The 24,931-nt window shown below is 62.3% G+C and carries 22 protein-coding genes and 1 riboswitch; of the genes, 15 read left to right on the forward strand and 7 right to left on the reverse strand.

What is annotated here, in order from left to right; all coding sequences use genetic code 11:
• Positions 1 to 146: ureidoglycolate lyase (locus ABJP42_RS02080; RefSeq protein WP_348338267.1), on the forward strand; the 146-nt coding region annotated here is incomplete at its 5' end.
• Between the two features lie 71 nt (positions 147 to 217).
• Entirely contained in the window at positions 218 to 1,645 is a 1,428-nt protein-coding gene (locus ABJP42_RS02085) for a uracil-xanthine permease family protein (RefSeq protein WP_348338240.1), read from the forward strand.
• A 374-nt stretch (positions 1,646 to 2,019) separates the two neighbouring features.
• Here ABJP42_RS02085 and ABJP42_RS02090 read toward each other — a convergent pair whose 3' ends face one another.
• The 4 genes from ABJP42_RS02090 to ABJP42_RS02105 form a co-directional block, all read right to left on the reverse strand.
• A complete protein-coding gene (locus ABJP42_RS02090) occupies positions 2,020 to 3,003 on the reverse strand; it encodes a type I glyceraldehyde-3-phosphate dehydrogenase (RefSeq protein ID WP_348338241.1) in 984 nt (327 codons plus the stop codon).
• Between the two features lie 102 nt (positions 3,004 to 3,105).
• Positions 3,106 to 3,426 (reverse strand): hypothetical protein, encoded by a 321-nt coding sequence (locus ABJP42_RS02095; protein ID WP_348338242.1) that lies wholly within the window; start codon positions 3,424 to 3,426, stop codon positions 3,106 to 3,108.
• Positions 3,427 to 3,626: 200 nt separating this feature from the next.
• Entirely contained in the window at positions 3,627 to 4,451 is an 825-nt protein-coding gene (locus ABJP42_RS02100) for a bifunctional allantoicase/(S)-ureidoglycine aminohydrolase (protein ID WP_348338243.1), read from the reverse strand.
• 179 nt (positions 4,452 to 4,630) lie between these two features.
• Positions 4,631 to 5,407, reverse strand: a complete 777-nt coding sequence (locus ABJP42_RS02105; RefSeq protein ID WP_348338244.1) for an IclR family transcriptional regulator domain-containing protein — start codon at positions 5,405 to 5,407, stop codon at positions 4,631 to 4,633.
• A gap of 171 nt (positions 5,408 to 5,578) precedes the next feature.
• Here ABJP42_RS02105 and ABJP42_RS02110 point away from each other — a divergent pair, with 171 nt between their 5' ends.
• The 6 genes from ABJP42_RS02110 to ABJP42_RS02135 all read left to right on the forward strand — a co-directional run bounded on the left by ABJP42_RS02110 (position 5,579) and on the right by ABJP42_RS02135 (position 14,819).
• Positions 5,579 to 6,931 carry a Rieske 2Fe-2S domain-containing protein gene (locus ABJP42_RS02110; RefSeq protein WP_348338245.1) on the forward strand — a complete coding sequence of 451 codons (1,353 nt, stop codon included), beginning with the start codon at positions 5,579 to 5,581 and terminating at the stop codon, positions 6,929 to 6,931.
• Between the two features lie 117 nt (positions 6,932 to 7,048).
• Positions 7,049 to 8,506 (forward strand): glutamine synthetase family protein, encoded by a 1,458-nt coding sequence (locus ABJP42_RS02115; protein ID WP_348338246.1) that lies wholly within the window; start codon positions 7,049 to 7,051, stop codon positions 8,504 to 8,506.
• Between the two features lie 211 nt (positions 8,507 to 8,717).
• Positions 8,718 to 8,800: riboswitch (glycine riboswitch) on the forward strand.
• A 162-nt stretch (positions 8,801 to 8,962) separates the two neighbouring features.
• Positions 8,963 to 9,322, forward strand: a complete 360-nt coding sequence (gene gcvH, locus ABJP42_RS02120; protein ID WP_348338247.1) for a glycine cleavage system protein GcvH — start codon at positions 8,963 to 8,965, stop codon at positions 9,320 to 9,322.
• Between the two features lie 174 nt (positions 9,323 to 9,496).
• Positions 9,497 to 12,346 (forward strand): aminomethyl-transferring glycine dehydrogenase, encoded by a 2,850-nt coding sequence (gcvP, locus tag ABJP42_RS02125; protein ID WP_348338248.1) that lies wholly within the window; start codon positions 9,497 to 9,499, stop codon positions 12,344 to 12,346.
• Positions 12,347 to 12,457: 111 nt separating this feature from the next.
• Positions 12,458 to 12,913, forward strand: coding sequence for a YybH family protein (locus tag ABJP42_RS02130; protein WP_348338249.1), 456 nt, complete (start codon positions 12,458 to 12,460; stop codon positions 12,911 to 12,913).
• Positions 12,914 to 13,082: 169 nt separating this feature from the next.
• The gene (locus ABJP42_RS02135; protein WP_348338250.1) at positions 13,083 to 14,819 is read left to right on the forward strand and encodes an amidohydrolase; all 1,737 of its coding nucleotides are present in this window, start codon (positions 13,083 to 13,085) and stop codon (positions 14,817 to 14,819) included.
• 19 nt (positions 14,820 to 14,838) lie between these two features.
• On the opposite strand, the gene ABJP42_RS02140 is transcribed toward ABJP42_RS02135, so the two are convergent.
• Positions 14,839 to 15,774 carry a 2-hydroxyacid dehydrogenase gene (locus tag ABJP42_RS02140; protein WP_348338251.1) on the reverse strand — a complete coding sequence of 312 codons (936 nt, stop codon included), beginning with the start codon at positions 15,772 to 15,774 and terminating at the stop codon, positions 14,839 to 14,841.
• 125 nt (positions 15,775 to 15,899) lie between these two features.
• On the opposite strand from ABJP42_RS02140, the gene ABJP42_RS02145 reads away from it, so the two are divergent.
• Together ABJP42_RS02145 and ABJP42_RS02150 are read left to right on the forward strand one after the other, a co-directional pair.
• Positions 15,900 to 17,135 carry an acyl-CoA dehydrogenase family protein gene (locus ABJP42_RS02145; protein WP_348338252.1) on the forward strand — a complete coding sequence of 412 codons (1,236 nt, stop codon included), beginning with the start codon at positions 15,900 to 15,902 and terminating at the stop codon, positions 17,133 to 17,135.
• A 4-nt stretch (positions 17,136 to 17,139) separates the two neighbouring features.
• Positions 17,140 to 17,946 carry a thioesterase family protein gene (locus tag ABJP42_RS02150; protein WP_348338253.1) on the forward strand — a complete coding sequence of 269 codons (807 nt, stop codon included), beginning with the start codon at positions 17,140 to 17,142 and terminating at the stop codon, positions 17,944 to 17,946.
• 39 nt (positions 17,947 to 17,985) lie between these two features.
• On the opposite strand, the gene truA is transcribed toward ABJP42_RS02150, so the two are convergent.
• Positions 17,986 to 18,762: a tRNA pseudouridine(38-40) synthase TruA gene (gene truA, locus ABJP42_RS02155; protein ID WP_348338254.1), complete on the reverse strand. Its 777-nt coding sequence runs from the start codon at positions 18,760 to 18,762 to the stop codon at positions 17,986 to 17,988.
• Between the two features lie 110 nt (positions 18,763 to 18,872).
• Between truA and ABJP42_RS02160 the strand changes: the two genes are divergently transcribed.
• Genes ABJP42_RS02160 through ABJP42_RS02170 form a run of 3 tightly spaced genes read left to right on the forward strand, consistent with a single transcriptional unit; the run spans position 18,873 to position 21,800 of the window.
• Positions 18,873 to 20,288 (forward strand): YcjX family GTP-binding protein, encoded by a 1,416-nt coding sequence (locus ABJP42_RS02160; RefSeq protein WP_348338255.1) that lies wholly within the window; start codon positions 18,873 to 18,875, stop codon positions 20,286 to 20,288.
• A 13-nt stretch (positions 20,289 to 20,301) separates the two neighbouring features.
• On the forward strand, positions 20,302 to 20,766 hold the full coding sequence (locus ABJP42_RS02165; RefSeq protein ID WP_348338256.1) for a GNAT family N-acetyltransferase: 465 nt from the start codon (positions 20,302 to 20,304) through the stop codon (positions 20,764 to 20,766).
• 5 nt (positions 20,767 to 20,771) lie between these two features.
• Positions 20,772 to 21,800, forward strand: coding sequence for a YcjF family protein (locus ABJP42_RS02170; RefSeq protein WP_348338257.1), 1,029 nt, complete (start codon positions 20,772 to 20,774; stop codon positions 21,798 to 21,800).
• A 327-nt stretch (positions 21,801 to 22,127) separates the two neighbouring features.
• Here the strand turns inward: ABJP42_RS02170 and ABJP42_RS02175 are convergent, their stop codons facing one another.
• Positions 22,128 to 22,562: a group III truncated hemoglobin gene (locus tag ABJP42_RS02175; protein WP_348338258.1), complete on the reverse strand. Its 435-nt coding sequence runs from the start codon at positions 22,560 to 22,562 to the stop codon at positions 22,128 to 22,130.
• A gap of 169 nt (positions 22,563 to 22,731) precedes the next feature.
• Here ABJP42_RS02175 and ABJP42_RS02180 point away from each other — a divergent pair, with 169 nt between their 5' ends.
• Positions 22,732 to 23,442, forward strand: coding sequence for a VIT1/CCC1 transporter family protein (locus ABJP42_RS02180; protein WP_348338259.1), 711 nt, complete (start codon positions 22,732 to 22,734; stop codon positions 23,440 to 23,442).
• A 168-nt stretch (positions 23,443 to 23,610) separates the two neighbouring features.
• Complete coding sequence (locus tag ABJP42_RS02185; RefSeq protein WP_348338260.1) at positions 23,611 to 24,930, forward strand: SDR family oxidoreductase; 1,320 nt, start codon at positions 23,611 to 23,613, stop codon at positions 24,928 to 24,930.
• Position 24,931 lies beyond the last annotated feature (1 nt).

Here is a 24,931-nt window from a genome sequence, read left to right on the forward strand (position 1 = left end):
CGGTGAATTTTCACCGTGGCACCTGGCACGGGGTGCTGACGCCGCTGCAGGCGCCGGGGTTGTTTGCGGTGGTTGACCGCATCGGCCCAGGCGCCAACCTGGAAGAACACTGGTTCGAGACCGCCTATGTGGTGGATCGCGCCTGAAAAGACCGGAGAGGCATTGCCCGACAGAAGGCGGTGGTCTCCAATTCGACCAACAGAACGAGGGAATAGAAATGGCTGATAGCTCTATAGGGACACCTGCGCAGCTGCGGGATCCGAATTACACTCCACCCCTGGCGCGTGCGATACCGCTGGGCATTCAACATGTGCTGGCGATGTTTGTCTCCAACGTGACGCCGGCGATTATTGTCGCCGGGGCGGCGGGATTTGGCTTTGGCTCCAATTCGCCTGACTTCCCGGAGCTGCTCTATCTGATCCAGATGTCGATGCTTTTTGCCGGGGTGGCAACACTGATGCAGACCCTCACCCTGGGGCCGGTTGGCGCCGGCCTGCCGATTGTGCAGGGGACCAGCTTTGCCTTTTTGCCCATCATGATTCCGCTGGTGGCGGGCAAGGGCGTTGACGGCCTGGCGGCGCTTTATGGCGGGGTGCTGATTGGGGGCATCTTCCATGGAATGCTGGGGATGGTGATCGGTAAGATCCGCTTTGCCCTGCCACCGCTGGTCACTGGCCTGGTGGTGACGATGATCGGCCTGTCGCTGGTCAAGGTTGGCATCCAGTATTCCGCGGGTGGTGTGCCTGCCATTGGCACCCCTGAGTATGGATCCTTGCTGAACTGGTCAGCGGCGCTGGTGGTGATTTTTGCCACCCTTGGGCTGAAGTTCTTTGCCCGTGGCATGCTATCGATCTCGGCGGTGCTTCTGGGGCTGATCATTGGCTATATCTATGCGCTGATGATGGGCATGGTGACCTTTGAGGCCATTGGCACCAGCTGGTCGCGCGCCTCTGCCTTTGCTCTGCCCATGCCGTTCAAATACGGGTTTGAGTTCTCCTTTGCCGCAATTCTCGGCTTCTGCCTGATGGCCTTTGTCTCGGCGGTTGAAACTGTCGGCGACGTCAGCGGCATCACCCGTGGCGGTGCCAAGCGCGAGGCGACAGACAAGGAAATCGCCGGCGCCACCTATGCCGATGGTCTGGGATCTGCCGTTGCAGGGATCTTTGGCGGCCTGCCCAATACCTCCTTTAGCCAAAACGTTGGCCTGATCGCCATGACCGGCGTGATGAGCCGCCATGTGGTCACCATCGGGGCGCTGTTCCTGATCCTCTGCGGGCTGGTGCCCAAGGTCGGCGCGATCATTCGCACCATTCCGATCGAAGTACTGGGCGGCGGTGTCATCGTGATGTTTGGCATGGTTGTGGCAGCGGGCATTTCGATGCTGTCCGACGTGGACTGGAACCGTCGCAATATGGTGATCTTTGCGATTTCCTTGTCGGTGGGTTTTGGTCTGAAGCTGGAACCGGGTGCGGTTCAGTATCTGCCGGATACGCTGAAGGTGCTGATGACCAGTGGCCTGCTGCCCGCAGCGCTGATCGCCATTGTACTCAACCTGATCCTCCCTGCCGAACTGGCAGATGAGGCCACCGAGGAAGTCTCGGGTGGAATGTCAGGTCACGGAGAGGGCAGCCTGCCCGGAGAATGAGACCTTAGGTGCCAGAGTGAGGGGGAGCTCCCGCCCGCTCCAGGACAATCAAAGATTGACCCTGATCCGTTGGGCCCGGCGCCGCGCTATGCGCGGCGCTTTTCTTTTGCTGATGAGGTCCTGAAAGGGGCCGCACTGCCCTTTCAGGACTCTATCAAGAGTATCAAGCCCCAACCTGCCTCAAGGGTAAACCGCGCCGAAGCGCGGCAGCCAGGGCTGCCCTTGACCCAGTCTGGGACCCCAAAGAGTGACGTTGCCATGGCGCGCATGCCGCGCCGCGGGAGCGGCGCTGGGCCCAACGGGAACGCTGCAGCTGTGCTGCAGAGGCGACTGGCGGCAGAGCTCGGGTTTGATGGCGCTGGCCCTTGCCAGTGTCAGGCGGCCATAAGGCGCGCGACATCCAGCATGCGGGCGGAAAAACCCCATTCGTTGTCGTACCAGCCAAAGACCCGCATCTGTTGCGCGCCGATTTGACGGATTTCTGGCGCTGCAAGAATCAGCGATTCCGAGCGCGCCCGCAGGTCAGAAGAGACCAGCGGCATTTCGGTCCAGCCCAGGACCTCAGAAGCTTCGGTTCCGGTCTTCAGGGCTGCGATGAAATGGGCCTCCTCCATCGGTGTCCGCAGGCGTGCCACAAGATCCACAGCCGAGACACTGGCGGTGGGCACCCGCACGGCGGCACCGCTGATCCGGCCTTTGAGATGCGGCAGCACGGCGTCGATCAGATGGGTGGCCGAGCTGGAGGTGGGCACCATCGACAGCGCACCGGCCCGGGAACGGGCAAAATCGCCGCGCGGCGCATCCACCATGGGCTGCGAGTTGGTGTAGCAGTGAATGGTGGTCATATGGGCGCTGTCGATGCCGCCGATCTCATCCAGCAGTTTGACCAGCGGCGCCAGACCGTTGGTGGTACAGGAGGCATTGGAGACAATGCGGGCCGCTCCAAGCTGGTCCTCATTGGCGCCATAGACCAGCGTTTGCTCGGCGGCGGGCGAGGGACCTGAGATCAGTACTTTCCGGGCCCCCGCCGCCAGGCCGCGTTGGGCCACGTCTGAACTGCGGGCAATGCCGGTACAGTCCAGCACCACATCCACACCAGTGAGATCCACCTGGGACAGATCCGCCTGATGGCTCATCGGGATGCTGCGCTCCAACACGGTGAGCCTGCCATCCTCCTGGCCGACGGGGTGCGGAAAGGGGCCAAAGGTGCTGTCGTATTGAAACAGATAGGCGCACATCTCCAGCGGCGCGATGTCGTTGATCAGCAGGACTTCGATCCCGTTCCCACGCGCGGTGGTGAGGATCTGGCGCAGGATGGCGCGGCCAATGCGGCCAAACCCGTTGATGGCAATTTTCATGAGAGCAGCTCTCCTGCGCTCCGGGCCGCCGTCAGGGGCAAAGCTCCGGGATCTGGTCTGCGGGGGCGGGCGCCAATCCCATGGCACCCGGCGCGGTGCTGTTTAGCTGCCGGGGCAGATCAGGGTGGCAAAATAGTCGCCTGAAATGTCGCGATAGATGGTGTCGATATTGGCACTGCAGCCGGTGGCACCGCGAAAGGCGCGGATCGCCTGGCGTACGCTCAGCACCGCCGGAGGCCGAAAGGGAAGCATTTCGGTATTGAGCCGCGTGGCACGATGGAACCCGGGAGCCTCTTCGGCGGGGGCAACAACCCAGGTGCGTCCCAGGACCGAGACCTGCTTGGCCTCCTCAGCATCCTTGGCAGCAGCAGCCAGCGGCATCAGGCTGGTCATCAGGGCCAGGCAGAGGGCTTTCGTTGCCATTGTTGTTGGCGTGCAGTATTTCATCGTCAAAAGGCTCCCGCGCTCAAAACAAAGGAATTGGCCACAGCCTAGCGTTGCGGCAGGGCTTTGCAATGGGCATCTCCGCCAGCGGCGGCAAAGAATGCGGCAAAGCGCCAAAATCTGATGCCGCGTTGAGGATGTTTCCTTTTGTGCCATCCGGCTAGTGCCATGCAGTGAGGTTACAGGCCAAGCGGCATATGCCGGTTCACATCCTTATAGAGCAGGTAGCGGAACGGACCGGGCCCGCCGGCATAACAGGCCTGAGGGCAAAAGGCGCGCAGCCACATGAAATCACCGGCCTCGACTTCAACCCAGTCCTGGTTGAGCCGGTAGACCGCCTTGCCTTCAAGCACATAGAGTCCGTGTTCCATCACATGGGTCTCGGCAAAGGGAATCACCCCGCCGGGCTGGAAGGTGACAATGGTGACATGCATGTCATGGGCCATATCCGTGGGATCCATGAACCGGGTGGTGGCCCAGCGGCCCTCGGTATCGGGCATTACATTGGGGGCGATGTCTTTTTCATTGCGCACAAAGGCGACAGGTTTGGACAGGCCGGGAGCAGGTTGCCAGAGCTTGCGGATCCAGTGGAAGCTGGCCGGGGTGTCGCTGGTGTTGTGCAGGCTCCAGCTGCTGCCTGCGGGCAGATAGGCAAAGCAGCCCTCGCTGAGCGCATGCGATGTGCCCTCGATGGTGAGCTCCAGGCACCCGTGGGTGACAAAAATCCCGCTTTGGGCGCTTTCATCGCTTTCGGGGCTGTTTGATCCGCCGCCGGGCTGCAGCTCAACGATATACTGCGAGAAGGTCTCGGCAAAACCGGTCAGAGGGCGGGCGATCACCCACATGCGCATGCCACTCCAGCCGGGCAGATGCGAGGTGGTGATATCCATCATGGTGCCCTGGGGGATGACCGCATAGGCATCGGTAAAGACCGCGCGGCCTGTCAGCAGCTGCTCCTGGCCGGGATGGCCGCCTTTTGGGGTGAAATAGCTGCTCTGGCTCATGTGGAATCCTCACTCAATACGCGCCCCATCGGGCGGGCTGTTGAGGAGAATATGCGCCGCCCCCGGCGCAGTACCAAGCGACACAAGGGCGATAACTTTCTTCGCGATTTTTTGAAAGCGAGGCTTCGAAAGCTAACCTTGGGGCGTCCGGGGAGGCCGGTGCAGTCAGATCTGAAAGATCAGAGGTCTTCGACAACGTTGCTTTGACGCAGCTCTGCGGCGCAGATTTGCAGCCCCTGCAACAGGGCTTCGGAGTTCTCGCCCAGCTCTGATCCGCGCGGCGCCGAGCTGCCCACCACCACTGGCGTTTGACCCGGGCGCGACAGGGGAACTGCGTAGCCGATGATTCCGGGTTCAAATTCGCTATCGGTCAGGCAATAGCCCTGGCTGCGGGCCATTGCGACCCGGTCCAGGATGTCTTCGGCAGAGGTGAGCGATTGTTCGGTATGCTGCGGGATCTGCGCCGTGGCGAGCAATTTTGTGGCTTCGTCCTGCGGCAGGCAGGCCATCAGCATGCGGCCAAGGCTGGTATGAACCAGCGGAATATGGGCGCCGGCGGTAAAGCCATAGGTCACCGGGCTGCGTTCGGTAGTGGACTGCGCCAAGAGCAGCACCCGGCCCTGATCCAGAGTGGCGAGGCTGAGCTCGGTGTCGAGTTTGCGGGCATGCTGGTTGAGAACCGGCTGCACCTGACGACCAAATTGTTTGGCCTGCAAGAACCCGCCGGCCAGTGCCAGAACCCGTGGGGTCAGCGACAGCATGCGGCCCTTTTGGTGCAGATACCCAGCCTGTACCAGCGTCAGCGCCCCGCGCCGCGCGGTGGCGCGATCCTGATTGGTGCGTCGGGCAATTTCGGCCAGCGTCATGCTGGGCGTGGCGGCGTCAAAAACGGCGAGAACCGCCAGCCCCTTGGCAAAGCTGGAGGAAATATTGCGGTCTTGTTCTGGTTTCGTCATGCGTACAGGAGCTCATATTAATTGGTAAAAAGTCATGGCCTTGACAATGGCCGGTACACACCACAAAAATTGATCGTATTTGATATGTTAAGTACGCAAATCGAACAAAGTCAAGTGTGCTTATTAAAATTGCCGATCAAGACGTTTTGATCGCTCGGAAAGGAACCAGCCATGATCAGCCAGGAATTGAACGACAGTCTCACGCGGGTCGGCAAGGGCAGTGATGCGGGTGAAGTGCTGCGGCGATACTGGCAGCCGGCGGCCCTTCTGGATGAGCTGCAGGGCCAGCGTCCGGTGGTTCCTGTGCGTCTTTTGGGCGAAGATCTGGTGCTGTTTCGTGACAGCGAGGGCGAGCTGGGGCTGATCGGGCGGCACTGCCCGCATCGCGGCGCCGATATGTGTTTTGGCCGCCTCGAAGACAACGGGCTGCGCTGCCCCTTCCATGGCTGGCATTTTGACCGCAACGGCCAATGTGTCGAACAGCCGGGCGAGCCCGAAGGCAGTCGCATGCATGAGCAGATCCAAAGCACCGCCTATCCGGTGGTGGAAAAAAACGGCATCATCTGGGCCTATATGGGGCCGGGGGAGCCGCCGGAGTTTCCGGCGCTGGACTGTTTTCGTGCCCCCACCAGCCATGTCTTTGCCTTCAAGGGGCTGTGGGACTGCAACTGGCTGCAGGCGATGGAAGTGGGGATCGACCCGGCCCATGCCTCGTTCCTGCATCGGTTTTTGCAGGACGAGGATCCGGCCGAGGCCTATGGCAAACAGTTCCGCGACACCGCCGGCAATACCGAAATCCCGATGACCAAACTGCTGCGGGACTTCCCCCGTCCTGAGATCACCGCAGAAGAGGCGGATCATGGGCTGAAGATCACTGCGCTGCGCCATCTCGGCGATGGGCGCACCCATGTGCGCATCACCAATCAGATCTTTCCCGAGGCGATCTGCATTCCGATGTCGCGGGAGATGACCATCACCCAGTGGCATGTGCCGATCGATGACACCTCCTGCTATTGGTACTCCATGTTCACCAGTTTTGATCAGCCGGTGAACAAGGAGTTGATGCGCGAACAACGTCTCAAGGAACACCGCTTGCCGGATTATGCGCCCCTCAAAGGCCGCCACAATAACTACGGGTTCGACCCAGAGGAACAGGCCCGCGAGACCTATACCGGCATGGGACTCGATATCAATGTGCACGACCAATGGGCGGTGGAAAGCATGGGCGCCATTCAGGACCGCACCCAGGAGCACCTCGGCAAGACGGATGTGGCCATCATCCGCTACCGCCGCCAGCTACGCGCCGCAATTGCCGCTGTCAAAGAGGGACGCGAGACGGATCTGCCCATGTGGGGCGATCAGGATCTTTCGACGGTCTTTGGTCCGGTTTCTAATGATTCCATCGCTCAGGATGGCAATTGGCAGCGCGCGGCTGAACAGGCAGACCTTGAACGTCGCGGCGATTGCCCCTGGGAGGCCAGGGTTGGTGCGCGCGCGGACGCCGGGTCGGACGCAGGGGCATAGGCCAAAACCTGATGACATCTTGTCGATAAAACAGCTAGGTAGTGGCGGGCAGGGGCGCGCCCCTGCCGCAAAACACCTGCCGCAGTGTAACAGGCAAACCAACAGGGGTAAGGCGCAATGGCACAGGATCTGGCAACAGGACGATTGGCGCGCGATGGCCTGCTGAGCCCAGAGGCCGTGACGCAGGCCAGCGATGTGCTGGCGCAGGCTCAGGCCGCGGGGCTGGAGACGCTGCGAGTGCTCTTTGTTGATCAGCACGGTATCCTGCGCGGCAAGACACTGGTGGCGGATGCCTTTGCTGGGCTGTTTTGCACCGGGCTGAATGTGCCCTCTACCTTGTTGCTGAAAGACACCTCGCATCGCACCGCCTTTGCGGTCTGGCAGGCGCGAGAGGATGCGGGAGCCGAGTTCATCCCGATGCGCGGGGCGGGCGATGTGCTGCTGGTGCCGCGCCCTGAGACCTTCCGGGTTTTGCCTTGGTCGCCGCATTCGGCCTGGATCCTCTGCGATCCGGTGCAGCCGGATGGCCGCGCAATTGGGTTTTCCTCCGGTGAGGTGCTACGCCGCGCCAACTCCCAATTGGAAGCGCAGGGGCTGGAGGCCATCTTTGGTCTGGAGGTGGAGTTTCAGATCTTTGAACGTCTGGATGCTTCGCTGGAGCATGGTCAAAGCGCCATGCCCGGCGCGCCTGTCCAGACGCGCAACCTGACCCAGGGCCATCAGTTCCTGACCGAGACCCGCTATAGCGATTGTGAGGCGGTGCTGGACGACATCCGCCGCAGTGCCCAGGGGCTGGGGCTGGGGCTGCGCTCGGTCGAGATCGAAATGGGGCCGAGCCAGTTTGAATTCACCTTTGCGCCGCTGCCAGCGCTGCAACAGGCCGATGCCATGGTGATGTTCCGCACCATGGTCAAAGAGATCTGCGCCCGCGCCGGGCTGCATGCCAGTTTTATGGCCAAGCCACGACTGGAAAACGCCATGGCCAATGGCTGGCATCTGCATCAGTCGCTGGTGGAGCGCGCCACGGGGCGCAATCTGTTTGAGCCCAAAGCAGATGGCAGCCTCAGCCCTGCGGCCTCGGGCTGGATTGCCGGGTTGTTGCGCCATGCTGCTGCAACATCGCTGATGATCGCGCCAACGGTGAACAGCTACAAACGCTATCAGCCCTTCCAGCTGGCGCCAGATCGTATCCAATGGGGGCAGGACAATCGTGGTGCCATGCTGCGTGGCCTGATGCAGTGCGGTGATGCGGCTTCGCGGATTGAAAACCGCGCCCCGGACAGTTCCGCCAATCCCTACTTCGCCATCGCCGCGCAGATACTGGCGGGTACGGCTGGCATGTCAGCAGGTCTGCAGGCCCCCGCGGCGACAGAATCGCCCTATGAGGACAGCGCCGCGCGTCTGCCGCGCTCGCTGGGGCAGGCCTTGGACGCTTTTGAAGGCTCTGATCTGTTTGCCGCCACTCTGGGCGCGGAATTTGTCAGCTACCTGTCGCAGCTGAAACGGTTTGAATGGGATCGCTACCTCAATACCGTCAGCGAATGGGAGCAGGCCGAGTATTTCAATCTGTTCTGACCCGGCTTGCGGGAGGCTCAAGAAGGTTATGAGCAAAAGCGACAAATCGAGGCGTATTTGCGCCTTGAACGCCTGTGGTGGCGCTGGTACTTGTGGAGCTGTGTATACGGGAGAACCGGTGCTGCGTTTTTGAGCTTTTGCTTACCCGCGCAAGCCCGGTGCCGAAGGAGCAACCGCCCCGGAAACTCTCAGGCAGCAGGGACCTTATGCACAAAAAGACTCTGGAGAGAGCGCCGGGAAAGCCGGTGCCGCCGAAGGGATAACGATCTCAGGCAAAGGGACAGAGGGGGCATCGAACCGCGCGGGCAAGCTGCGTGCGCGAGGATGCCGGAGTGACTTGACCAGATCCCCCTGATCAAGCCGGCCCCAGTTTCTGGCGTCCTCTTGCGGACGTTGGAAGGCCAGACAAATGACCGGCCCACAGCGCGCCGGGGCAAGCGAAACGGGATGACGACGATGAAATTTACTGAAGAACACGAATGGCTTGAGGTCGAAGGCGATATCGTGACCGTGGGCATCACCGCCCATGCGGCTGAACAGCTTGGTGATGTGGTCTTTATCGAACTGCCCGAGGTTGGCGACGAATTTGCCAAGGATGATGAGATCGTGGTGATTGAATCGGTCAAGGCTGCCTCTGACATCCTGTCGCCGCTGGATGGCGAAGTGGTTGAGGTCAACGCCGCCCTGACGGAAACCCCCGGTAAGGTGATTGACGACCCCCAGGGCGATGCCTGGTTCTTCAAACTCAAGGTCGAAGACATGTCGCCGATGGACGACTACATGGAAGAAGCCGCCTACAAGACCTTCATCGGATAAGATCCTGCCCCGCCGCGCCCCTGGTTCGGCGGGTTTTACAGTCCGCCAGCTGAGCGCTTTGTCCCGAGGGGCAGGGCAGACGGGTTTGCCCGATTGCTTTCCTGCGCCTGCTTTTGCGGCCCCGCGACCGACGACCTGAAATTTGCTTTGAACCGAACCGACAGGAGGCGCCCCATGCCTTTTACCCCGACCGACTATCTCCCCTATGATTTTGCCAACCGCCGCCACATCGGCCCCTCTCCCGAAGAGATGGCCGAAATGCTGGAGGTTGTGGGCGCCGACAGCCTCGAGGCGCTGATCGATGACACCGTGCCTGCCTCGATCCGCCAGGCTGCAGCGCTGGAGTTTGGCCGCCCGCTGTCAGAGCGCGAGCTGCTGTTTCACATGCGCGAAGTGGCGGATAAGAACCAGGTGATGACCTCGCTCATTGGTCAGGGCTACCATGGCACCGTGACGCCGCCGGCGATCCAGCGCAATATTCTGGAAAACCCTGCCTGGTACACCGCTTACACGCCCTATCAGCCCGAGATTTCCCAAGGCCGGCTTGAGGCGCTGCTGAACTTCCAGACGATGATTTCGGATCTCACCGGATTGGAAGTGGCCAATGCCTCACTGCTGGACGAAGGCACTGCTGCGGCCGAGGCGATGACCATGGCGCAGCGGCTGGCCAAATCCAAGGCCAAGGCGTTTTTTGTCGACCGCGACTGCCACCCGCAGACCATCGCCGTGGTGCAGACCCGCGCCCAGCCGCTGGGGATCGAAGTCATTGTTGGCAACCCGGACAAATTGCAAGCCGATCAGGTCTTTGGCGCGCTGTTCCAGTATCCCGGCACCTATGGCCATGTGCGCGACTTCACCCCGCAGATGGAGGCGCTGCACGCGGCCAAGGCGATTGGCATTGTCGCCGCCGACCCGCTGGCGCTGACCCTGCTGAAAGAACCCGGCGCCATGGGGGCTGATATTGCCATCGGCTCGACCCAGCGTTTTGGCGTGCCCATGGGGGCAGGCGGGCCGCATGCCGCCTATATGGCCACCAAGGATGCCTATAAGCGGGCGATGCCGGGACGGATTGTCGGCGTGTCGATCGATGCCCAGGGCAACAAGGCCTATCGTTTGTCGCTGCAGACCCGCGAGCAGCATATCCGCCGCGAGAAAGCCACCTCCAACGTCTGCACCGCGCAGGCGCTTTTGGCGGTGATGGCCTCAATGTATGCGGTGTTCCACGGTCCCAAGGGGCTGAAGGCCATTGCCCAGCGCATTCACCGCAAGACCGTGCGCCTGGCCCGCGGGCTGGAAGAGGCCGGGTTCAAGGTCGACCCCAAAAGCTTCTTTGACACCATTACAGTGGATGTCGGCCCGCTGCAGGCCGCAGTGATGAAATCGGCGCTGGACGAGGGCATCAACCTGCGCCGGGTCGGCGAGACCCGCGTAGGTATTACCCTGGATGAAACCACGCGCCGCGACACCACCGAGGCCGTCTGGCGCGCCTTTGGCATTACCCGCGCAGATGACGCGCTGGTACCGGAATATCGCGTGCCGCAGGATATGCATCGCAAATCCGACTATCTCAGCCATCCGATCTTCCACATGAACCGGGCTGAAACCGAGATGATGCGCTATATGCGCCGCTTGGCGGACCGCGATTTGGCCCTTGATCGCGCGATGATCCCGCTGGGCTCTTGCACCATGAAGCTCAATGCCGCCGCCGAGATGATGCCGCTCAGCTGGCCGGAGTTTGCCCATATGCACCCCTTTGCCCCGGCGGCGCAGCAGGCGGGCTATGGCGAGATGGTGACCGATCTGTCGGCGAAGCTCTGCCAGATCACCGGCTATGATGCGATCTCGATGCAGCCCAACTCGGGCGCGCAGGGTGAATATGCCGGGCTTTTGACCATCGCCGCCTATCACCGGGCGAAGGGGGAGGGGCACCGCAATATCTGCCTCATTCCGATGTCAGCCCATGGCACCAATCCGGCTTCGGCGCAGATGGTGGGCTGGAAGGTCGTGGTGGTGAAATCGGCTGAGAACGGCGATATCGACTTGGATGATTTCCGTGCCAAGGCCGAGAAACACTCGGACAATCTGGCCGGCTGCATGATCACCTACCCGTCGACACATGGCGTGTTTGAGGAAACCGTGCATGAGGTCTGCCAGATCACCCATGATCACGGTGGCCAGGTCTATATCGATGGCGCCAATATGAACGCCATGGTGGGGCTCAGCCGTCCAGGCGATCTGGGCGGCGATGTCAGCCATTTGAACCTGCACAAGACCTTTGCCATCCCGCACGGCGGCGGCGGCCCCGGCATGGGGCCCATCGGCGTCAAGGCGCATCTGACGGCGCATCTGCCCGGCCACCCTGAACTGGGCGGCGAGGAGGGTCCGGTCTCAGCAGCACCTTTTGGGTCGGCCTCAATCCTGACCATCTCCTGGGCCTATTGCCTGATGATGGGCGGCGCTGGTCTGACCCAGGCGACCAAGGTGGCGATTTTGAACGCTAACTACATCGCCAAGCGGCTCGAAGGTGCCTATGGCGTGCTCTACAAAGGGCCGACAGGCCGGGTGGCGCATGAGTGCATTCTGGACACCCGCCCCTTTGATGTCAGCGCCGGCGTGACCGTGGATGATGTAGCCAAACGTCTGATCGACAGCGGCTTTCACGCGCCGACCATGTCCTGGCCCGTGGCTGGCACCCTGATGGTGGAGCCGACGGAGTCCGAGACCAAGGCGGAGCTGGACCGGTTTGTCGATGCCATGCTGTCGATCCGTGCTGAAGTGCAGGCCATCGAGGATGGTGCCATTGATCCGCAAAACAACCCGTTGAAACATGCGCCGCATACCATGGAGGATCTGGTCAAGGACTGGGACCGGCCCTACAGCCGCGAGCAGGGCTGTTTCCCGCCCGGTGCCTTCCGCGTCGACAAATACTGGCCGCCGGTCAACCGCGTCGACAATGCCTATGGCGACCGCAATCTGATCTGCACCTGCCCGCCGCTGGAAGACTACGCCGAAGCGGCAGAGTAAGTGCAGCTGCAGCGGCGTTAAATTGGACGGGCCCCCAAGGGGCCCGTTCTGGTTTCTTGGCACTGCTTGGCGCCGGTTGTGATCGGGGGCTGGGCTTGTCATAGTTGGCAGATGACCCTGCCCCAAAGCCCAGAAGAGATCCCGGTGCAGTTTGCTACCGCCTGGAACGCCCGCGACGCCGAGGCGCTGGCGGCGCTCTTTGTCGAGGATGCGGATTTTGTCAATGTGGTGGGCCTGTGGTGGCACAATCGGCGCGACATTGAGCGCGCCCATGCCTATGGGCTGCGTGTGATTTTTGACCAAAGCACCCTGCGGGCTGGCGGTATCAGCATTCGTGCCCTGGGAGAGGGGCATGCCGTGGTGCATTGCCGCTGGCATCTCACGGGTCAGCGGGATCCAAAGGGCGCGCTGCTGGGAGAGCGCACGACGGTGATGGTCTTTGTGGCGCAGAAGACCCCGTCGGGCTGGCAGGTTGTTGCGGCGCAGAACACCGATGTGATTCCCGGGTCTGAAACCCTCGGGATAAAGCCAGAGGGCGCCGAGGCGTTGAAGTATAGCGAAAGCTGAGGTCCCAGACCCTTTGTTTGGCCCTGCGCCTTCCTCTACGCCTTTGGCACAGTGGGTTGTGCCGATGGGTGGTTTTCCCGCAAAAGCAAACCTCTCCCGCGACGTCAGGCTTGTTTGGAATCGCTACGGCTTCAATCCTGCCGGGAGGAGCGACAGGGAGATGCGCGCGATGAAATGGCTGGGTCGAATTCTCAAATGGATCTTGGTGCTGGCCGTGCTGGCCACCGGCGGGGTCTGGTATCTGTTGCGCCCTGAGCGGGTGCCGAGTCGGCTGATCCTCACCGGCGGGGAGATCATTCCGATGGCAACAGGCGCAGAGGCTCCCGGTCCCGAAGCCGTGCTGATTGAGGCGGGTGTGATCACCGCAATTGGCTCCCTGGCGGAACTGCAGACCAGCGGCGCGCCGGTGCGTGATCTTGGCGGAAAGGTGCTGACGCCGGGGTTGGTCGAGCCGCATACCCATCCGATTGCCACGGCCCTGCTGGGCGCGGTTGTGGATGTCAGCGGCTTTAGCCACAGCAGCCGCGCCGAGGTGATGCAGACTCTGACAGATGCGGCGGATGCCACCGCGCTCACGCCCTGGCTGGTGGCCTATGGCTGGGATCCGGTGGCAATCGCCGATCTTGAGGCGCCGAGCCTGGCAGAGCTGGACGCCATCGCGCCGAACCGCCCGCTGGTGGTGATCACCCAGATGCTGCACGAGGTCTTTGCCAATACCGCAGCCATGCAGGAAGCCGGAATTGAACTGGTCAGCCCAGAGGCGGGTGAGAGCCATCACGGCATCATTCGCGACGCCACAGGCCGCGCAACCGGGGCTTTCCGTGAGTTGGAGGCGGTGGATGCCATTCTGGGGGCCATGCCTGCCGCCGATCCGGCGGTGATTGAGCTCTTGGTGCGCAAGGAATACGCTGCCTATGCTGAGGCAGGCTATACCACCATTGGCATCACCGGGGCAGTGGGCAAACATCCCGACCCGGTTGGGCTGCTGCGCAATATCGGCGCCACGGACGCGCCACTGCGGGCCTATCTCTACCTGCTGCCACATCAGGGCAAAGATCTGGGCGGCAATGATGATTTCCAGGTGTTGGGCACCAAATTCTGGATGGATGGCTCGCCCTTTACCGGCGGGGCCGCCTTTGCCGATGCCTATGAGCACAGCGATCTCACTGAGGACAGGATGCATATCCCGCATGGCCATCTGGGGCCGGTCAACCACGACCCCGCTGATTTTGCCACCAAGGTTGCCGCCCTGCAGGCCGAGGGCCACCAGATTGCGGTGCATGGCCAGGGGGAACGCGCCATCGATCAGATCCTCGATGCCTTTGAGGTGGCAGCGCCAAATCCCGGATTGCCGCATAGGTTGGAGCATAACGCCCTGATCACCGAGGCGCAGATCCAGCGGGCCAAGGCGTTGGGCATCAGCCTCGGCTTTTTTGTGGATCATATCTACTACTATGGCGATGCGCTGCCGGATATCGTTGGCGAGCGCGCCGATCGCTATATGCCGGTGGGGGCGTCGATGCGGGCCGGGGTGGTGACAACGCTGCATGGTGACCACCCGGCCTCTCCGATTGGTCCGTTGCGGACCCTGCGCACAGCGGTGGATCGTAGATCCGTTTCGGGGCAGACGGTTACCGCGCCGGATCAGGCAATCACCCGCTACGAGGCTCTGTCGGCAATGACCTTACAGGCAGCGCAGCAGCTGGGACAGCAGGCACTGATAGGCTCGATTGAGGTCGGCAAACGCGCTGATTTCACCCTGTTCAATGGCAACCCGCTCAGCGCTGACTGGCAGGAGCTTTCGGTTGCGGGCACCTGGAAGGATGGCCAGCCGGTGCAGGTCGGTCTGGGCGGCTGGCTGCGTTTTGGACCAGCGCTGGCAGCGCTGAAATCCATGCTGTTCTAAAGACGCCCTGGCGGCGGGGTCAGTAGCCCCGCTGCCGGTCCACCGCATGCAGCAGGTCTTCTCCGGCGGAGAGGCGGCGGAAGTTCTCGGTCACATCTTCAAGCGCATCACCCAGATGCCAGCCCGAGACATGCGGCGTGATGGTGACCTTGGGGTGGGCCCAAAGCGGATCGCTTTCCGGCAGCGGTTCGGTGCAGAGCACATCCAGCACCGCATGGCCCAGGTTGCCACGATCCAGATCGGCCAATAGCGCCGCCTCATCCACCAGATCGCCGCGCCCGGCATTGATCAAGGTGGCGCCGGTTTTCATCGCCGCCAGGGTCTGGGCATTGATCAGCCCACGGGTTTCAGCGGTGGAGGGCAGGATGGCGCAGATATAGTCACATTGGCCCAGCATCGGCTCTAGGCTATCCGCACCATGGTGGCAGGTGACGCCCTGCATCTCCTTGGGGGAGCGGCTCCAGCCATGCACCTCGAATCCGAGGTCGCGCATCAGGGCGGCGGTCTCACCACCGATGTGCCCCATGCCCAGCACCCCGACGCGGGTTTTGTGGTTCTGCTTGGGCTCCAGCGATTCCCAGGCGGCGCGGCTCTGGCTTTCGGCATGGGCGGCCACATTGCGCTGCCCCATCAGAACATAGGTGAGGCAATACTGGGCGATCTCGCGGGCGGGCTCTTTGGGTTTCAGCCGGGTGACCTGCACATGCGGAGCCAGGGCGGGATGGGCCACAATGGTTTCCACCCCGGCGCCCAGTTTCTGCACCAGAGCGAGATTGGGCAGGCGGGCGGGCAGATCCGCAGCCAGGCCGGAAACCGCCAGCATGGTGATCTCGCTCAGATTTCCGGGCTCGTCAGAGCTGCGAATATCCGCATCAGGAGAGAGCTTGCGCAGCTCAGCTGCCAGCTCGACATCGCGGTACCAGCCGTTGTGTCCGATGTTGACCAAAAGCGCCATGCCCGTTCCCTTCCGTTGTTTTCCGCTTGCCAGCCCATGACGTTCCGTCACTGTGCTGGACAGTTGTCGCGCGACTAAGCCATGATTTTTGCAAAAGCGAAAGCGGCAGTGGAGGAGAATTTGAGATGGATATGAATTTTGGGATGCGGGCAGAGAACCGCAAGCTGCTGGAGCGGGTCTCCGCCATGGTGCGCGACGAGATCATGCCGCTGGAGGCCGAATACCATACCGAGATCGGTACTGGTGATCGCTGGCAGTTCACTGCGCGCCAGACCGAGATCCTGGAGGGGTTGAAGGCCAAGGCAAAATCGCAGGGGCTGTGGAACTTCTGGCTCACCGATAGTGACAAGGGCTTTGGCCTCTCGACCGTAGAATATGCCTATTTTGCCGAGGAAATGGGCAAGACGCCGCTGGGGGCCGAAGTGTTCAACTGCGCCGCGCCAGATACTGGCAATATGGAAGTCTTTGAACGCTACGGCTCTGAGGCGATGAAGAAACAATGGCTGGCGCCACTGCTCGAAGGTGAAATCCGTTCGGCCTATCTGATGACCGAACCGGATGTGGCCTCATCTGACGCCACCAATGTATCGATGGCCTGTGTCCGCGACGGCGATGACTATGTGCTGAATGGCGAAAAATGGTGGGCCTCGGGGGCGGGGGATCCGCGCTGCAAGGTCTATATCGTCATGGTGAAAACCGGCGGAGAGGATCTGCCCAAGCACCAGCGCCAATCGATGATCGTTGTCGATGCCAATACGCCGGGCATCGAAGTGCTGCGCCCGATGGAGGTCTATGGCCACGATGATGCGCCGCATGGCCATATGCATATCCGCTTTACCGATGTGCGGGTGCCAGCCGAGAACCTGCTGCTGGGCGAAGGTCGGGGCTTTGAGATCGCCCAAGGCCGCCTTGGGCCTGGACGGATCCATCACTGCATGCGCGCCATCGGTCAGGCCGAAAGCGCGCTGGAGCAGATGTGCAAGCGTTCGCTGCAGCGCGAGGCCTTTGGCAAGAAGCTGGCACATCTGGGGGCGAACTATGACATCGTCGCCGAATGCCGCATGGAGATTGAAATGGCGCGTCTGCTGTGCCTCAAGGCAGCCTGGTATATGGATCAGGGCGATGGCCGGGCGGCCGCACCCTGGATCAGCCAGATCAAGGTGGTGGCCCCGCGGGTTGCGCTCAAGGTGATCGACGAGGCAGTTCAGATGCACGGCGGCCAGGGCGTCAGCCAGGATACGCCGCTGGCGATTGCCTGGACCCATGTGCGCACCCTGCGTCTGGCCGATGGGCCGGATGCAGTGCACCGCCGTCAGGTCGCACGGGTCGAGCTGAAAAAATACACCCAGGAAAAGGTCTGATCCCATGACCTCCAGGGCCCTTTCTGCGCCACCGTTTTTTTCACAAGGCTCCGATGGGATCTTTGTGGGCAATGATCCGGCGCGCGGGCCCTGGTCCGCCGATCACTGTCACGCCGGGCCGGTCACTGGCCTTGCGGCCCGCGCCGCAGAAAAGGCGGTTGGAGCGGAGAAAATGCTCTGCCGTCTGACGCTGGATATCCTGCGCCCGTTGCCCTTGGCCGGTCTGCGAGTCGCGGCAGAGATCACGCGCAACACCCGCACCCTAGCCACGACGCAGATCACCATCCACGATCTTGACGACACGCTCTGCGCGCAGGGAACAACCATGCATCTGGTGCGCAAGGATCTGGGCGAGGTGCCCACGGCGCCAGTAACCCCATTGAACCGCGCCGCGGCAGAGCCGGGACCGTTTTCCATTGGGGCCGGGCTGCATGACAGACCCTATTTTGGCCAGTTTCTCGATGTGGCTTATCCGCCGGAGTTTGGACTTAATCCAGGCCCAAAAACGCTGTGGATGCGCACCACCTCTTTGGTGGAGGGCGAAGAACAATCGCCCATTCAGTCGCTCTGCGCCCTTGCGGATTGCGGCAATGGTATTTCCTGGAATGCCCGGCCTGCAGAGATGGGCTTCATGAACACCGATCTGACCCTGAATGTGCACCGCGAGCCCGTTGGCGACTGGCATGCATCAGAGTCGATTTCCCATTGGCACAGCAACGGAATAGGCATGTCGCAATCGGTTTTGCAGGATGAACAAGGCCCGGTGGCCACCGCGCTGCAAACCCTGGTCCTGCATCCGCCCAAGGCCTAGGCCAGGGTCAAGGAAGCCGAGATCTCCGCAGGGCGGGGACTAGTCCTGCGCGCCAAAGGGATCATCAGGATAGCCCACCCTCGCCAGATAGAGCCCCTGGCCGGGGCAAACCGGGCCGCAGGCGGCGCGGTCGCGGGCGTCCAACGCGGATTTCACATCAATCGGATCCCAGGCACCAGCGCCAACGCGCTCCAATGTGCCAACAAAACTGCGCACCTGATTGTGCAGGAAAGACCGCGCCCGCACGTGGAAATGCACCTCTGGTCCCGACAGGCCCACGACGCGTTCAATCCGCAGCTCGTCGAGGGTTTTCTGCGGGCTTTGTGCCTGACAGATCGAAGAGCGGAAAGTGGTGAAATCATGGTTGCCAAGCAGGTGGGCGGCCGCCTCCTGCATGGTCGAAACATCCAGGTCGTTTTTGACCTGCCAGACCTGACCGGCGTCATGAGTGGCAGGAGCGCGGCGCAGCAGAATGCGAAACAGATACTGCCGCTCAACAGCTGAAAAGCGCGCGTGCCATTCCGGGTCGACCTCCGCGCAGTCGACAATCGCCACTGGCAGGGGTTTCAACTGGAAATTCAGCGCCTCTGACAGGCGAAAAGGCGTCCAGGATTTTTGCAGATCGCAATGGGCTACCTGTCCCAGCCCATGCACGCCGGTATCCGTCCGGCCGGCGGCCGCAATGGTATGGGGGCCGGGTTCCAGCTTGGCCAGGGCGTCTTCAATCGCGCCCTGCACCGAGGGCTGATCCTTTTGCCGCTGCCATCCGGCAAAGGGCTTTCCGTGGTATTCGACTTTGAGTGCAAAACGGGCCATGGCCGGGCAAGTAACCCGGCAACAGGGGCGAGGCAAGTGTCGCAATGCTCTGGAAACAACGCGTGCGCCTGCCTATCTTGGGGGCTGACCAATAACAGCAGGTGGGCCGAGTGGTATTATCGACATTGACGGAGGGCGCGGCGCGCGGGCTGGACAGCCTTGGCAGCTCTGTCTCTTCGCGGTTTTTTGAACCTTCTCTGCGGCTTGGCGTCACCGGCCTGGCGCGGGCGGGCAAGACCGTCTTTATCACCTCATTGGTGGCCAATCTGCTGAACCGGGGCCGTATGCTGCAGCTGGAGGCCGCCCGCCAGGGCCGCATCGAAAACGCCTATCTGCAACCGCAGCCAGACGACACCGTGCCGCGTTTTGCCTATGAGGATCACCTCGCCGCCCTCACCGGGCCCGAGCCGCATTGGCCGGCCAGCACCCGGGCGGTATCGGAGCTGCGGCTGAGCCTCACGCTGCGGCCCTCGGGGCTGTTGTCCGGATTGCAGGGGCCGCGTCGGCTGCATCTGGATATTGTCGACTACCCCGGTGAATGGCTGCTGGATCTGGCGCTGCTGGACAAGAGCTACAGTGAATGGTCGGCAGAAGTGCTGGCGCGTCTGCCCGCACGCGCGGTGGCGCAGGATTTCCTGCAGCTCCTGACCACAGTAGAGGCCACCAGCCCCCATGATGAACCCCAGGCGCAGACGCTGGCGGCTGAATTCACCCGCTATCTGAACGCGGCGCGGGGTGCGGGATTTTACGATTGCTCGCCGGGGCGCTTCCTGTTGCCGGGCGATCTGGAAGGCTCGCCCGTGCTGACCTTTGGCCCCTTGTCGCCGGAAGAGGCCGCACCGCGTCGCAGCCTCTGGCGTGAGATGGAGCGCCGCTATGAGGCCTATAAATCCAAAGTGGTGCAGCCGTTCTTTCGCGATCACTTCACCCGCATCGACCGTCAGGTGGTGCTGGTAGATGCGCTCAGCGCCATTCACTCCGGCCCCCAGGCGGTTGAGGATCTGCGCCTCGCGATGGGCGATGTGCTTTCGGCCTTTCGCCCGGGTCGCAACGGGTTTCTCACATCTTTGTTGCGGGGCAAGCGGGTGGAGAAAATCCTGTTCGCCGCCACCAAGGCCGATCACCTGCATCACCAGCAGCATGGCCAGATGACCGCCATCATCGAGGCGCTGACCAGCGATGCCCGCGATCGTGCCAAGTTTGCCGGCGCCGAGACCGCCGCCCTGGCCCTGGCCTCCCTACGGGCCACCACTGAGGAGATGCGCGTCCATGAAGGGGCGGATCTTCCCTGTGTGCGCGGGCAATTGCTGAACACCGGCAAACAGGCGGCCTTTTACCCCGGTGCGCTGCCGACAGATCCTGCACAACTGCTGTCGCCAGCGCGGCAAGGTGCCACCAGCTGGCTGGAGGGCGACTATCAGGCGATGCAGTTTGCCCCGGCCGAGCTGAGCCTCAAACCGGGGGATGGACCACCGCATATTCGGCTGGACCGGGCGGCAGAGTTCCTGATCGGAGATATGCTGTGACCGGAGCGATACAGTGACTGTGCGATTGCGCCGGGCCTCGTCTCTGGATGCGGGCAGCACCGGGTGGATCCTGCAACGCTTTGCTATCGATACGGAGTGGATGCCGGTGCTGCAATCCGAGGCTGAGGCGATTTCTTTCTGCGGAGTGATGATTGATCGCGGCTGGGTCACAGTTGCGGAACGCGACGGAGAGGTGATTGGCTTTCTGGCCCGCGACGGGGCAGTGATTTGCAGCCTCTATCTGGCACCTGGGGCTTGCGGGCAGGGGGTTGGACAGGCCTTGTTGCAGCAGGCCAAAACAGAACAGCCGCAGCTTTGGCTTCAGGCCTTTGTCGCCAATGTGGGCGCGCAGCGCTTTTACCGGCGCGAAGGCTTTGTGGAGACGGCGCGCAGCGATGGACAGAGCAACGAGGAGAGGCTGCCGGATATTCGGTTTGAATGGTCCCAGGCCATCCAGAAGACCAACCAGCAGGAGTAAAAACAATGAGCCAGAAACCGGTCTTGTTTGATTTGGAACAGGAAGAGGGGGCCGGACAGGCGCCCGACGTGGCCTCTGCTCCGCCGGTGCCAGAACCCGTGCCTGTACTAGCGGAGCCTGCCTCTCCTGCGGCGATGGAACAGGCCGCGCGTCTGGCGGCCAAATCGCCTTCGTGGATTGCGCGCTGGTTCTGGGGGCTGGTGCTGGCGCTGCTGGGCTGCATGGCCTCGCTGGCGGCCTGGGATTTTGCGGTTGGGCTTGTGGCCCGTGTGCCGCTGCTGGGCTGGGCGGTCAGCGCTGCACTGGTGCTGGCGCTGCTTTTGGCGCTGGTGATGGTGCTGCGGGAACTCGCGGCTCTGGCCCGGTTGAAACGTGTCGATGGGTTGCGGCAGGGCACCGTGCAGGCCTGCAAAGATCTTGCCTCGGCGCAGGCCCATCTGGAACGACTGGAGCGCTTTTATGCCGGGCGGGCCGATATGAGCTGGCATCTGGAGCGGCTCAGGGAGCGCCAGGCTGAGGTGCTGGATGCGGATGCGCTGGTGATGCTGGCCGAAGAGGAATTGCTGGTGCCGCTGGATGCCCGCGCCCTGCAGGAGGTTGAGGCCGCCGCCCGGCAGGTCGCAACGGTGACGGCGCTGGTGCCGCTGGCGCTGGCGGATGTGGCGGTGGCGCTACTGGCCTCGGTGCGGATGATCCGGCAGGTGGCACATATTTATGGTGGGCGTTCGGGATTGTTCAGCTCCTGGCGGCTGACCCGCGCGGTGCTGGCGCATCTGGCGGCAACCGGCGCGGTGGCGGCCGGGGATGATCTGTTGGAATCCGTGCTGGGCGGATCGGTCCTGTCAAAACTGTCGCGCCGCTTTGGCGAGGGGGTGGTCAATGGTGCCCTGTCGGCACGGGTTGGCATTGCGGCGATGGAGGTCTGCCGACCGCTGCCGTTTTCGCCCGAACACCGCCCCTCGACCCGCCGGGTGATCAAAGGCGCGCTGGCCGGGTTGTTTCGCCGCGAGGAGGCCGCAAAGACAGAAGGCTAATCGCTAGGCTTTGGCCTGAGATTGATTCGAAAAGAAAAAATCGCGGATTTTCCTCAAATCGCCTCTCTCCACAGGCCAAAAGGACTTACCCACAGCGGTTCCAGAGGGAAACGGAAAACTCCCCAAGGCCACCATTTCAGGGGAGCACATTTGGAAGGTGGAATGGCTTGCCCTATTCGGACAATTTGGCAGCCAGGCGAGGGGCTCTTCCAACGTATTTTTGGCCTTTGGCCATAAGCGCGCAAAACCCTCTGCCCTGATCGCCCTGAACGGGATGGAAGATATCAACAGTTTGGCGCAGTCATCCTGGACGGGGCGCGGAAAACGCTAGAAAAGCCTTGGTGGGGCATCCCTGGGCTGGCGCATGGCAACAATCCCGGTGCGAAACCCCTCGCCGATCCGATCTGCCAAGGCGCCCCATTGCAGGGCGATTTCTGCAGGCAGTTCCGCCTTCAGCACCTCGTGGAACAGCCCGAGCCAAAGTGCAAAGTGATGCGCCTGAATTTCCGGCCGCGAGACATGTATCCGCATCGGATTGCCGGTGTAGCTTTTCTCCCGCAGGATCGCATTGCGCCAGAACCGCGCGATCTTGGCCTCATGTGCGGGCCAGTCATCGCCGGGCACATAGAGCGCAAAGACAGGCCCCAGTTCAGCATGGGCGCGAATGCGGATATAGAACAGCTGCACCACCCGGTCGATCTCATCTCCGGTGATGTCAAACCGCTTCATTGGGTGATCTGCGGGTTCGGGGGCTTGGGTCATATCGGTCTCTCGCTCAGCGCTGCGCCGCTGGTATCTGTGGCGCGACTGGCCAGACATAGTCACTAAGCTGAGGGAAAGGTAGGGGGCCAGACCTGGCGGCGTTGATCTGTCGCAAGGCAAAAGCGCGGCGCTGAGCTAGATGTAGAGACGCAACAAGAGAAAGCCCGCCATGGTCGATCACGGTCACAGCCCGCAGGAAATCAGCGCCCGCATCGCCGCACCGCCGGGGCGTGGCGTGCTGCGCGATGTGATTTATGGCGCTATCGACGGATCGGTCACCACCTTTGCCATCGTCGCCGGGGTGGCGGGGGCCGGGCTGTCGCCCTTTGTCATCGTGGCACTGGGGCTGGCCAATGTGCTGGCGGATGGGTTTTCAATGGCGGCAGGGAATTACTCAGGCACCAAGGCCGAGCTGGACAACCTTAAACGCCTGCGCCGGGTCGAAGAGCGCCATATCGAGGATTTCCCAGAAGGCGAGCGCGGCGAGGTGCGGGAAATTCTGCGCCTCAAGGGGCTGACTGGCCCGGTGCTGGAGGCCGCTACGGAGGCCATCTGCGCCGACAAGGACGCCTGGATCAATCTGATGATGGAGGGCGAATATGGCGCCAGCGCGGTTGATCCCCAGCCGATGCGCGCCGCCCTTGCCACTTTTGCCGCCTTTCTGCTGGTCGGGCTGGTGCCGCTGCTGCCCTTCCTCTTGGGGCTGGCTTCGGCCTTTGCGATCTCGATCTGGCTGACGCTGGTGACTTTCTTTGTCATTGGTGCGGTCAAAAGCCATTGGTCGCTGACGCCCTGGTGGCGGTCCGGTGCCGAAACCCTGGCAATCGGCGGCGCGGCTGCGGCGCTGGCCTACGGGGTGGGCAGCCTGTTTCAGGTCTAGCGACCCCACAAGATGTTTCGCGCGCGAAACGGTTTCATCTCTTGGCAATTATGATGTCTTTTCGCTGCCTGTGGTGTGCGCATTTGGGGCAACAAGCGGTTATCAGAACTGGACAACCCGGTGATCTGCGCGCAAGCCTGTCGCCAGAGATCCAAAGAGATTTTGACTATGGCTAATCGTGACAATCCAAAGGCTGCTGTCTTGGTGCTGGGCGGCTATGGCTTTATCGGAGCGGAGGTGGTGCGGGCTTTGACCCGAGCAGGCCATGCTGTGACGGTCTTTGGCCGGGATGCGCAGATGGCGCGGCGGGTGCTGCCGCTCACACCCTTTGTGGCGGGGGATCTGTGCGATTTTTCAACAGCACAGGATTGGCTGCCGGTGATACAGGGCTTTGACCTGGTGGTGAATGCGGCGGGGCAGTTGCAGGCCCCCGCAGCTGAGCTGGACCAGGTGCAGCATTTGGCGATAGCCGCGCTGGCACAGGCCTGCGCCGAGGCTGGCCCTGGGTTGGTCCAGATTTCGGCGGCAGGGGCAAGCCTTAGCAGTCCTACGGAGTTTATGCGCAGCAAGGCGGAGGCTGATGCCGTGGTGCTGCAACAGGCTGCCCACACAAAGGTCTGGGTGCTGAAGCCGGGGTTGGTGCTGGGGCAAGGGGCCTTTGGCGGGACCGGGCTGTTGCGGATGTTGGCGGCGGTACCTCTGGTGCAGCCGCTCACCCTGGGGCAGGTGCAGATCCAATCGGTCGGTCTGGAGGGCGTGGCCGGGGCCGTGGTGCAGGCGGTTCAGGGTGATTTACCCTCCGGCAGCTATGATCTGGTCGAAGACCATCCCCAAAGCTTGCAAGAGATCTTGGCGGCGACACGAGCCTGGCTGGGATTTGCGCCTGCGCGGGCGCAGATCTCCCTGCCCAAACCGCTGGTGCGGTTTACGGCTTGGATCGCTGATGGGCTGGGACACCTTGGCTGGCGTTCCCCCCTGCGCAGCACTGCCATTCGGGTGCTGGAGCAGGGGGTCGCGGGGGATGCAGCACCCTATCGGCAGGCTACCGGGCAAGGTCTTGCCGCGTTGCCGCTGATCTACGCAGGGCTGCGGGCGGGGCGCGAACACCGGCTGGAGGCACGGATGCTTTTGGCGATGCCCTTTGCGGTGACGGTACTGGCTCTGTTCTGGTTCCTCTCGGGAGCGATTTCTCTGTTCCAGCTGGAGGCCGCAGCCAGACACCTCACGCAGCAAGGATGGGGCGGCGGCCTCGCACGGGTGAGCGTTGGTTTTTGGGCGTTGGTCGACATTGGCCTGGCCTTGGCGCTGTTGTGGCGTCCCTGGGCGCGAGAGGCCTGCCTTGGCATGGTGGCGGTGACGGTTTTCTACCTCGGCGCGGCCACACTGGTGACGCCGCAGATGTGGAGTGACCCGCTGGGCCCCTTGGTCAAGACCCTGCCGGGGTTGATGCTGGCGCTGATCACCTGGCAATTGCTGCAGGAGCGCTGAA

This window comes from Pseudophaeobacter sp. (assembly GCF_039971195.1).
Taxonomy (GTDB): Bacteria; Pseudomonadota; Alphaproteobacteria; order Rhodobacterales; family Rhodobacteraceae; genus Pseudophaeobacter.